6 protein-coding genes and 1 rRNA gene are annotated in these 8812 nt (G+C 72.3%); 3 read left to right on the top strand and 4 right to left on the bottom strand.

Annotated elements, in window-relative coordinates; all coding sequences use genetic code 11:
* Positions 1 to 120: 120 nt before the first annotated feature.
* A complete protein-coding gene (locus ABD353_RS31070; RefSeq protein ID WP_425555292.1) occupies positions 121 to 2061 on the top strand; it encodes a copper-translocating P-type ATPase in 1941 nt (646 codons plus the stop codon).
* 61 nt (positions 2062 to 2122) lie between these two features.
* Here the strand turns inward: ABD353_RS31070 and ABD353_RS31065 are convergent, their stop codons facing one another.
* The 3 genes from ABD353_RS31065 to recD2 form a co-directional block, all read right to left on the bottom strand.
* Positions 2123 to 2842: an SDR family NAD(P)-dependent oxidoreductase gene (locus ABD353_RS31065; RefSeq protein WP_344627018.1), complete on the bottom strand. Its 720-nt coding sequence runs from the start codon at positions 2840 to 2842 to the stop codon at positions 2123 to 2125.
* Between the two features lie 544 nt (positions 2843 to 3386).
* Positions 3387 to 4676, bottom strand: coding sequence for a citrate synthase (locus ABD353_RS31060; protein ID WP_344627017.1), 1290 nt, complete (start codon positions 4674 to 4676; stop codon positions 3387 to 3389).
* Between the two features lie 224 nt (positions 4677 to 4900).
* Complete coding sequence (recD2, locus tag ABD353_RS31055; RefSeq protein ID WP_344627039.1) at positions 4901 to 7075, bottom strand: SF1B family DNA helicase RecD2; 2175 nt, start codon at positions 7073 to 7075, stop codon at positions 4901 to 4903.
* A 282-nt stretch (positions 7076 to 7357) separates the two neighbouring features.
* On the opposite strand from recD2, the gene ABD353_RS31050 reads away from it, so the two are divergent.
* Together ABD353_RS31050 and ABD353_RS31045 are read left to right on the top strand one after the other, a co-directional pair.
* On the top strand, positions 7358 to 7822 hold the full coding sequence (locus tag ABD353_RS31050) for a GNAT family N-acetyltransferase (RefSeq protein WP_344627016.1): 465 nt from the start codon (positions 7358 to 7360) through the stop codon (positions 7820 to 7822).
* Positions 7823 to 7884: 62 nt separating this feature from the next.
* A complete protein-coding gene (locus ABD353_RS31045; RefSeq protein ID WP_344627015.1) occupies positions 7885 to 8541 on the top strand; it encodes a class I SAM-dependent methyltransferase in 657 nt (218 codons plus the stop codon).
* Positions 8542 to 8598: 57 nt separating this feature from the next.
* Here the strand turns inward: ABD353_RS31045 and rrf are convergent.
* A 5S ribosomal RNA gene (gene rrf, locus ABD353_RS31040) occupies positions 8599 to 8715 on the bottom strand.
* Positions 8716 to 8812: the final 97 nt, after the last annotated feature.

The raw sequence follows: 8812 nt of genomic DNA, 5'->3' as shown, positions 1-8812 counted from the left end.
CCCCCCGCGGCCCCCCCCCCCCCCCCCCCCCGGGCCCCCCCCCCCGCCCCCCCCCCCCCCCCCCCGGCCCCCGCCGCCCGGGAGCCGGACCCGCTGCGCGAGCGGCTGCTGGTCAGCGCCGTGCTGACGGTGCCGGTGGTGCTGCTGTCGATGGTCCCCGCCCTGCAGTTCGACGACTGGCAGTGGCTGGCCTTCGCCCTCACCGGCCCGGTCGTCGTGTACGGCGGCCTGCCCTTCCACCGCGCCGCCTGGACCAACCTCCGGCACGGCGCCGCGACCATGGACACCCTGGTCTCGCTCGGCACGCTGGCCGCGTTCGGCTGGTCGGTGTGGGCCCTGTTCCTCGGCGACGCCGGGATGCCGGGCATGCGGCACGCCTTCACCCTCGCGGTCGGCACCGGCGACGCCTCCTCCACGCTCTACCTGGAGACCGCCGCCGCGGTCACCACCCTGATCCTGCTCGGCCGCTGGCTGGAGGCGAGGTCCAAGCGGCGGGCCGGCGCCGCCCTGCACGCCCTGCTGGACCTCGGCGCCAAGGACGTCGCCGTGCTGCGCGACGGCCGCGAGCAGCGCGTCCCGGTCGCCCGGCTGGTCCCGGGCATGCGGTTCGTCGTCCGCCCCGGCGAGAAGATCGCCACCGACGGCACCGTCGTCGAGGGCGCCTCCGCCGTCGACGCCTCCATGCTCACCGGCGAGTCCGTCCCGGTCGAGGTCTCGGTCGGCGACACCGTCACCGGCGCCACCGTCAACGCCGGCGGACGCCTCGTCGTCGAGGCGACCCGGGTCGGCGCCGACACCCAGCTCGCCCGGATGGCCCGGCTGGTGGAGGAGGCGCAGAACGGCAAGGCCGCCGCCCAGCGCCTCGCCGACCGGATCTCCGCCGTCTTCGTGCCGGTCGTCATCCTGATCGCCCTCGGCACCCTGGTCGCCTGGCTGCTGGCCGACGCCGACCCCACCGCAGCGTTCACCGCCGCCGTCGCCGTGCTGATCATCGCCTGCCCGTGCGCGCTGGGCCTGGCCACCCCGACCGCGCTCATGGTCGGCACCGGCCGCGGCGCCCAGCTCGGCATCCTCATCAAGGGCCCAGAGGTGCTGGAGACCACCCGCCGGGTCGACACCGTCGTCCTCGACAAGACCGGCACCGTCACCACCGGACGGATGTCCCTGGTCGCCGTGCACACCGCCGACGGCACCGACGAGCGGCAGGCGCTGCGCCTGGCCGGCGCCGTCGAGCACGCCTCCGAGCACCCGGTCGCCGCCGCGCTCGCCGCCGCCGCGGCCGAGCGCACCGGCCAGCTGCCGCCGGTCGACGCCTTCGCCAACGTCCCCGGGCTCGGCGTCCAGGGCACCGTCGAGGGCCGCACCGTGGTCGCCGGCCGCGAGGCCCTGCTGACCGCCCGCTCGCTGCCGATCCCGGCGGAGCTGGCCGCCGCCCGCGCCGCCGCCGAGCGGGCCGGCCGCACCGCCGTGGTGGTCGGCTGGGACGGCTCCGCCCGGGCCGTCCTGGAGATCGCCGACACGGTGAAGCCGACCAGCGCCACCGCCGTCGCCGACCTGCGTGCGCTCGGCCTGCGCCCGGTGCTGCTCACCGGCGACAACCGGGCCGTCGCCGAGGCCGTCGCGGCCGAGGTCGGCATCCCCGCCGAGGACGTCCTCGCCGAGGTGCTCCCCGAGGACAAGGTCGCCGCGGTGAAGCGGCTGCAGGCCGAGGGCCGCTCGGTCGCCATGGTCGGCGACGGCGTGAACGACGCCGCCGCGCTCGCCCAGGCCGACCTCGGCCTCGCCATGGGCACCGGGACGGACGCCGCGATCGAGGCCGGCGACCTCACCCTCGTCCGCGGCGACCTGCGCACCGCCGGCGACGCCATCCGGCTCGCCCGCCGCACCCTCGGCACCATCAAGGGCAACCTGTTCTGGGCTTTCGCCTACAACGTCGCGGCGATCCCGCTCGCCGCGGCCGGGCTGCTCAACCCGGTCGTCGCCGGCGCCACCATGGCCTTCTCCTCGGTCTTCGTGGTCACCAACAGCCTGCGGCTGCGCCGCTTCGACGCCTCCTCCTGAGGCGTCCGCACAAGGCCGACGGCCCCGGGCGGATCTCCGCCCGGGGCCGTCGCCGTGGTGCTCAGCGACCGAGCAGCTCGCCGCCGTTGCAGTGCAGGATCTCGCCGGTGATGAACCCGGCCTCCGGCGAGGCCAGGAAGTGGACCGCCGCGGCGACCTCGAACGGCTCGCCGATCCGCCCCAGCAGGGTGCGCGCCGCGCGGCGCGAGACCTCCGCCTCGTCCAGCCGCGGGCCGAAGAACTCGGTGCCGGAGACGGTGCCCGGGGCGACGATGTTCGCGGTGATCCCGGACGGGCCCAACTGGGCGGCCAGGAAGTTGTTCCAGGCGTGCAGCGAGGCCTTCGCCGCCCCGTACGAGCCGGCGCCGCGCAGCGCCGCGATGGAGCTGACCGTCACCACCCGGCCGGAGCCCGGCGTGAGCCGCTCCCGGATCGACTCGGTGAGCAGCACCACCGTGAGCACGTTGCGCTCGAAGTCGCCGCGCCAGCGCGCCAGTACGGCGTGCGGGCCGGCACCGATCACGGTCTCCCGGCTGCCCGCGTTGTTGACCAGGACGTCCACGGTCGCCGGCAGGGAGTCCAGGGCGTGCTCGACCGCGTCCGGGTCGGCGAGGTCGCAGACCAGGGTGGAGACGTTCTCGCCGAGTTCGACGGCCGCCCGTTCGAGGACCGCGCGCCGGCGCCCGACGATCACCACGCGCTCCCCCGCCTCGGCGAAGCGGCGGGCCACCTCGTACCCGATGCCGGTGCCACCACCGGTGACGACGACGTTCCTGGTCATCCGCGCTCTCCCTCCCTGCCCCGACGCCGCCGCAGACGCGTGCGGACGGTCCGTATCGGAATGAGTCGATTCCTATCACGCTGGGTTGCGAAGACTGCGGGGAGGGTGACGCAGCGCGCCGGAAAGCGTGTGATAAGGGGACGGACCGCTCGGCTCGACTCCGGCACCGCGCGCACACGGAGCGTGGAGAGAGACAAGTCACACTCCGGGAACGTAACTCCCGGACCCCGGATACGTCATACCGTGTGTACTGCGGCAGTTTTCTCCGGCCAGCGGCGGTGTGGCGAACGGCTTCACGCCTCCGCACCGGTCGCGCTGCCGCGAACGGGGCTCCGGCGGGCCCCGGTACCGCCGCCGACGAGTTCGGCGGCACAGCGCACGGCGCCGGGGTGCGAAGGTCAGGGACGCTTTGAGCGGCCGTTCCTGGCACGGTCGCACCCGGGTGCCGTGCGCCGGGTCTTTCCCGGCGACCCCGGGGCCAGACGGAACGCCGAAGGGCCCGGCCGCCCCGAGGGGAGCGGCCGGGCCCTTCGCACGGACCGGTTCAGCGGTCGCCGAGGTCCACGTAGTCGCGGATCGCGGTGCCGGTGTAGATCTGCCGCGGACGGCCGATGCGGCTGGTCGGGTCGTTGATCATCTCGTGCCAGTGGGCGATCCAGCCGGGCAGCCGGCCCAGCGCGAACAGCACGGTGAACATGCTGGTCGGGAAGCCCATGGCGCGGTAGATCAGGCCCGTGTAGAAGTCCACGTTCGGGTACAGCTTGCGCGAGACGAAGAAGTCGTCGCTGAGCGCGTGCTCCTCCAGCTTCAGCGCGATGTCGAGCAGCTCGTCGCTCTTGCCGAGCTGGCCGAGCACCTCGTGCGCCAGGAGCTTGACCTGCGCGGCACGCGGGTCGAACGCCTTGTACACGCGGTGGCCGAAGCCCATCAGCTTGACGCCGTCCTCGCGGTTCTTCACCTTGCGGATGAAGGCGTCGACGTCGCCGCCGTCCTTCTGGATCTGCTCGAGCATCTCCAGGACGGCCTGGTTCGCACCGCCGTGCAGCGGGCCCCACAGCGCCGAGATGCCCGCCGAGATCGAGGCGAACAGGTTGGCGTGGCTGGAGCCGACCAGGCGCACGGTGGACGTCGAGCAGTTCTGCTCGTGGTCCGCGTGCAGGATCAGCAGCTTGTCGAGGGCGTTGACGATGACCGGGTTGATCTCGAAGTCCTCGGCGGGGACGGCGAACGTCATCCGCAGGAAGTTCTCGACGTAGCTCAGGTCGTTGCGCGGGTAGACGAAGGGCTGGCCCATCGCCTTCTTGTAGGCGTAGGCCGCGATCGTCGGCAGCTTGGCCATCAGGCGCACCGTCGACATGTGGCGCTGGTCCGCGTCGAACGGGTTGTGGCTCTGCGGGTAGAACGTCGAGAGCGCGCCGACCACCGAGGACAGCATCGCCATCGGGTGGGCGTCCCGCGGGAAGCCCTGGTAGAAGCGCTTGACGTCCTCGTGCAGCAGGGTGTGCTGGGTGATCTCGTCGTTGAAGGCCGTCAGCTCCTCGGCCTTCGGCAGCTCACCGTTGATCAGCAGGTACGCGGTCTCGATGAAGTTGCCGCGCTCGGCGAGCTGCTCGATCGGGTAGCCGCGGTAGCGCAGGATGCCGTTGTCGCCGTCCACGAAGGTGATCGCGGACTTGTAGGCGGCGGTGTTGCCGAAGCCGTTGTCCAGGGTGACCAGGCCGGTCTGCGGGAGCAGCTTCGAGATGTCGAAGCCGGCGTTGCCCGCAGTGCTCTCGACGACGGGGTACTCGTACTCGCCGTCCTGGTACCGCAGTACTACCGAGTTGTCGCTCACGTCTTCCTCACCGACGAAATGAATCCTCATCCGAGTGCCCTGACGTTCCTACGATCCCCCATCCGGAGGACAGCCGCGCACCCGGGGTGGGCCGAAAAGGGGCCCGCCATACAAAACCTGTCGCCGAAGCCGGTGTGAACCGGACAAGATCGGCACCAGACCAGGTTCCGCCCTAAATCTCTTCACGTCAAGACAACCCGGGACCGTACCGCACCCCCGGCGGATCATCCAATCGCCAGCCGATGATCAAGCGCGGAGTGCCGGCGACCTGCACTGACGGCCCTCACCGCCTGCCCGATCGCCCTCCGTGACCCCACCAGTACAACCAGTCTCTTCGCCCTCGTCACAGCCGTGTAGAGAAGATTTCGCTGAAGCATCGACCATGCCGATGTAGTGACCGGAATCACCACCGCCGGATACTCGCTCCCCTGCGACCGGTGGATCGTCACCGCGTACGCGTGCGCCAGCTCGTCCAGCTCGTCGAAGTCGTACGGCACCTCCTCGTCCTCGTCGGTGCGCACCGTCAGCCGCTGCTCCTCCACGCTCAGTGAGACGACCACCCCCACCGTGCCGTTGAAGACGCCGTTCGCCCCCTTCTCGTAGTTGTTCCGGATCTGCGTCACCTTGTCCCCCACCCGGAACGTCCGCCCGCCGAACCGCCGCTCCGCCAACCCCTCCCGGGCCGGCGTCACCGCCCCCTGCAACAGCGTGTTCAGGTTCCCCGCCCCCGCCGGACCACGGTGCATCGGCGCCAGCACCTGCACGTCCCGCCGCGGATCCAGGCCGAACCGCTGCGGGATCCGCCGCGCCACCACGTCCACCGTCAGCCCCGCCGCCCGCTCCGCGTCCTCCTCCGCGAACAGGAAGAAGTCCGGCAGCCCCTCCGTCACCGGCGGCAGCCCCTCGTTGATCCGGTGCGCGTTCGTCACCACCCCCGACTGCTGCGCCTGCCGGAAGATCCGCGTCAACCGCACCGACGGGATCGGGCTGCCCTCCGACAGCATGTCCCGCAGCACCTCGCCGGCACCCACCGACGGCAACTGGTCCACGTCCCCCACGAACAGCAGGTGCGCCCCCGGCGCCACCGCCTTCACCAGCTTGTTCGCCAGGATCAGGTCCAGCATCGACGCCTCGTCGACCACCACCAGGTCCGCGTCCAGCGGCCGGTCCCGGTCGTACGCCGCCTCCCCGCCCGGCCGCAGCTCCAGCAGCCGGTGCACCGTCGACGCCTCCGCCCCCGTCAGCTCCGCCAACCGCTTCGCCGCCCGTCCGGTCGGCGCCGCCAGCACCACCTTCGCCCGCTTCGCCAGCGCCAGCTCCACCACCGACCGCACCGTGAACGACTTCCCGCAGCCCGGACCACCGGTCAGCACCGCCACCTTCCGGGTCAGCGCCAACTTCACCGACTCCCGCTGCTCCGGCGCCAGTTCGGCCCCCGTCCGACGCGCCAACCAGCCCAGCGCCGCCTCCCAGTCCACCCCCGCGAAGCCCGGCAGCCGGTCGCCCTCCGCGTTCAGCAGCCGCAGCAACTGGTTCGACAGCGACACCTCCGCCCGGTGGAACGGCACCAGGTACACCGCCGTGATCGGCTCCCCGCCCTCCCCCGGCACCCGCTCCCGGACGACGCCCTCCTCCGCCACCAGCTCGGACAGGCAGTCGATCACCAACCCCACGTCCACCTGCAGCAGCTTCACCCCGTCCGCGATCAGCCGCTCCTCCGGTAGGTAGCAGTGCCCCTGGTCGCTGCTCTGCGACAGCGCGTACTGCAGCCCCGCCTTCACCCGCTCCGGAGAGTCGTGCGGGATCCCCACCGCCTGCGCGATCCGGTCCGCCGTCAGGAAGCCGATCCCCCACACGTCCGCCGCCAGCCGGTACGGCTCGTTCTTCACCACCCCGATCGAGGAGTCGCCGTACTTCTTGAAGATCCGCACCGCCAGCGACGTCGACACCCCGACACCCTGTAGGAAGACCATCACCTCCTTGATGGCCTTCTGCTCCTCCCACGCCGCCGCGATCATCTTCGTCCGCTTCGGGCCCAGCCCCGGCACCTCGATCAGCCGGCCCGGCTCGTTCTCGATGACCTCCAGCGTGTCCACCCCGAAGGCGTCCACGATCCGCTCCGCGAACCGCGGCCCGATCCCCTTGATCAACCCGGACCCCAGGTACCGCCGGATGCCCTGCACCGTCGCCGGAAGCACCGTCGTGTAGTTCTCCACCGTGAACTGCCGCCCGTACTGCGGATGCGACCCCCACCGCCCGAACATCCGCAGCGACTCGCCCGGCTGCGCCCCCAGCAGCGCCCCCACCACCGTCAGCAGGTCGTTCCCGCCGCGCCCGGTGTCCACCCTGGCCACCGTGTAGCCGGTCTCCTCGTTCGCGTACGTGATCCGCTCCAGCACGCCCTCGACCTGGGCGAGCTGCCGCGGGGCACCCTGCTGCGCCGCGCCCTGCCCCGCGGCGCCGGGCTGCCCCGTGCGCTGCTGCTCCGTGGTCACGAGGCCCTCCCAGTACTGCTCACGCCCGACGCCGGCGACCGTTGTGCCACGCACGGTACCTCCCGCTGCGGACAGCCGGGCCCGCCACCGGGGAGAACACCGCTCCCGGGGCGTTTCCCGGCCGTCCGCGCGACCCCGCACCACCCCGCCGGGTGACGCCCCGTCGGACCGGCGTAGGGTCGGTCCATGAGCGACCTCGTCATCCGGCCCGCGACCGAGGACGACCTGCCCGCCGTCGTCGCCATGCTGGCCGACGACCCGCTCGGCGCCGGCCGCGAGTCCCCCGACGACCTCACGCCGTACCGCGCCGCATTCGTCCGGATCGCCGCCGACCCCCACCAGCACCTCGTCGTCGCCGAGCGCGACGGCCGCACCGTCGGCACGCTGCAGCTCACCGTCGTCCCCGGCCTCTCCCGCCGCGGAGCCACCCGGACGATCGTCGAAGGCGTCCGGATCCACTCCGGGGAACGCGGCAGCGGCCTCGGCACCGCCCTGATCGAATGGGCCGTCGAACGGTCCCGCGAACTCGGTGCCTCCCTCGTCCAACTCACCTCCGACGCCACCCGCACCGACGCCCACCGCTTCTACGAACGCCTCGGCTTCACCGCCTCCCACCTCGGCTTCAAACTCGCCCTGCCACCACAGGAGTAGACGCCGCGCGGCACCCGGATCCGTCGGCCGCGACTGTCGTACCCCCCTGGCAGACTCGACCGATGACCGACCCCCACGCCCCGATCGCGGCCTACTGGGACGCAGCAGCCGACACCTTCGACGACGAGCCCGACCACGGCCTGCACGACCCCGCCGTCCGTGCCGCCTGGGCCTCCCGCCTGCACGGATGGCTCCCCGACCCGCCGGCCCACGTCCTCGACCTCGGCTGCGGCACCGGCTCGCTCTCCCTCCTGCTCGCCCACCAGGGCCACCACGTCACCGGCATCGACCTCGCCCCCGGCATGATCGCCCGGGCCCGCGCCAAACTGGCCGCCACGGGCCTGGAGGCCGCCTTCCACATCGGCAACGCCGACACCCCGCCCGCCCGCTCCGGCGGCTACGACGCCCTGCTCTGCCGCCACCTGGCATGGACCCTCGCCGACCCGCCGGCCACCCTGCGGCACTGGGTGACCCTGCTCCGCCCGGGCGGCACCCTGGTACTCGTCGAGGGCCGCTGGCGCGAGGCGGGCGACACCGCCTCCCCGTACGAACCCGGAGCCCACCCGCTGCCCTGGGCCGGCGGCGTCCGCGCCCGGGACCTCACCGACGCACTACGCCCGCACGTCACCGAACTGGCGGTGACGCCGCTCAGCCAGGAGGCGACCCTCTGGGGCGGGCCGGTCTCCGACGAGCGGTACGCCCTGGTCGCGCGAATCTGATCCGGAAATGCGAGAAGCCCCGCCCGGTGTCCCCGGGCGGGGCTTCTCAGAAGAATTGTTCGGCGGCGTCCTACTCTCCCACAGGGTCCCCCCTGCAGTACCATCGGCGCTACGAGGCTTAGCTTCCGGGTTCGGAATGTAACCGGGCGTTTCCCTCGCGCTATGACCACCGAAACACTATGAAACTGACACAGACATGGCCTGTTCGTGGTTTCAGAACCAACACAGTGGACGCGAGCAACTGAGGACAAGCCCTCGGCCTATTAGTACC

It is taken from the genome of Kitasatospora arboriphila (assembly GCF_039528095.1).
GTDB classification, from domain to species: Bacteria; Actinomycetota; Actinomycetes; order Streptomycetales; family Streptomycetaceae; genus Kitasatospora; species Kitasatospora arboriphila.
This window is presented reverse-complemented; position numbering and strand designations above follow the sequence as displayed.

Excerpts from the sequence above, each read along its gene's own strand:
- ABD353_RS31065 (WP_344627018.1), bottom strand. The coding sequence starts at position 2,842 with ATGACCAGGAACGTCGTCGTCACCGGTGGTGGCACCGGCATCGGGTAC.
- ABD353_RS31050 (WP_344627016.1), top strand. The coding sequence starts at position 7,358 with ATGAGCGACCTCGTCATCCGGCCCGCGACCGAGGACGACCTGCCCGCC.
- ABD353_RS31045 (WP_344627015.1), top strand. The coding sequence starts at position 7,885 with ATGACCGACCCCCACGCCCCGATCGCGGCCTACTGGGACGCAGCAGCC.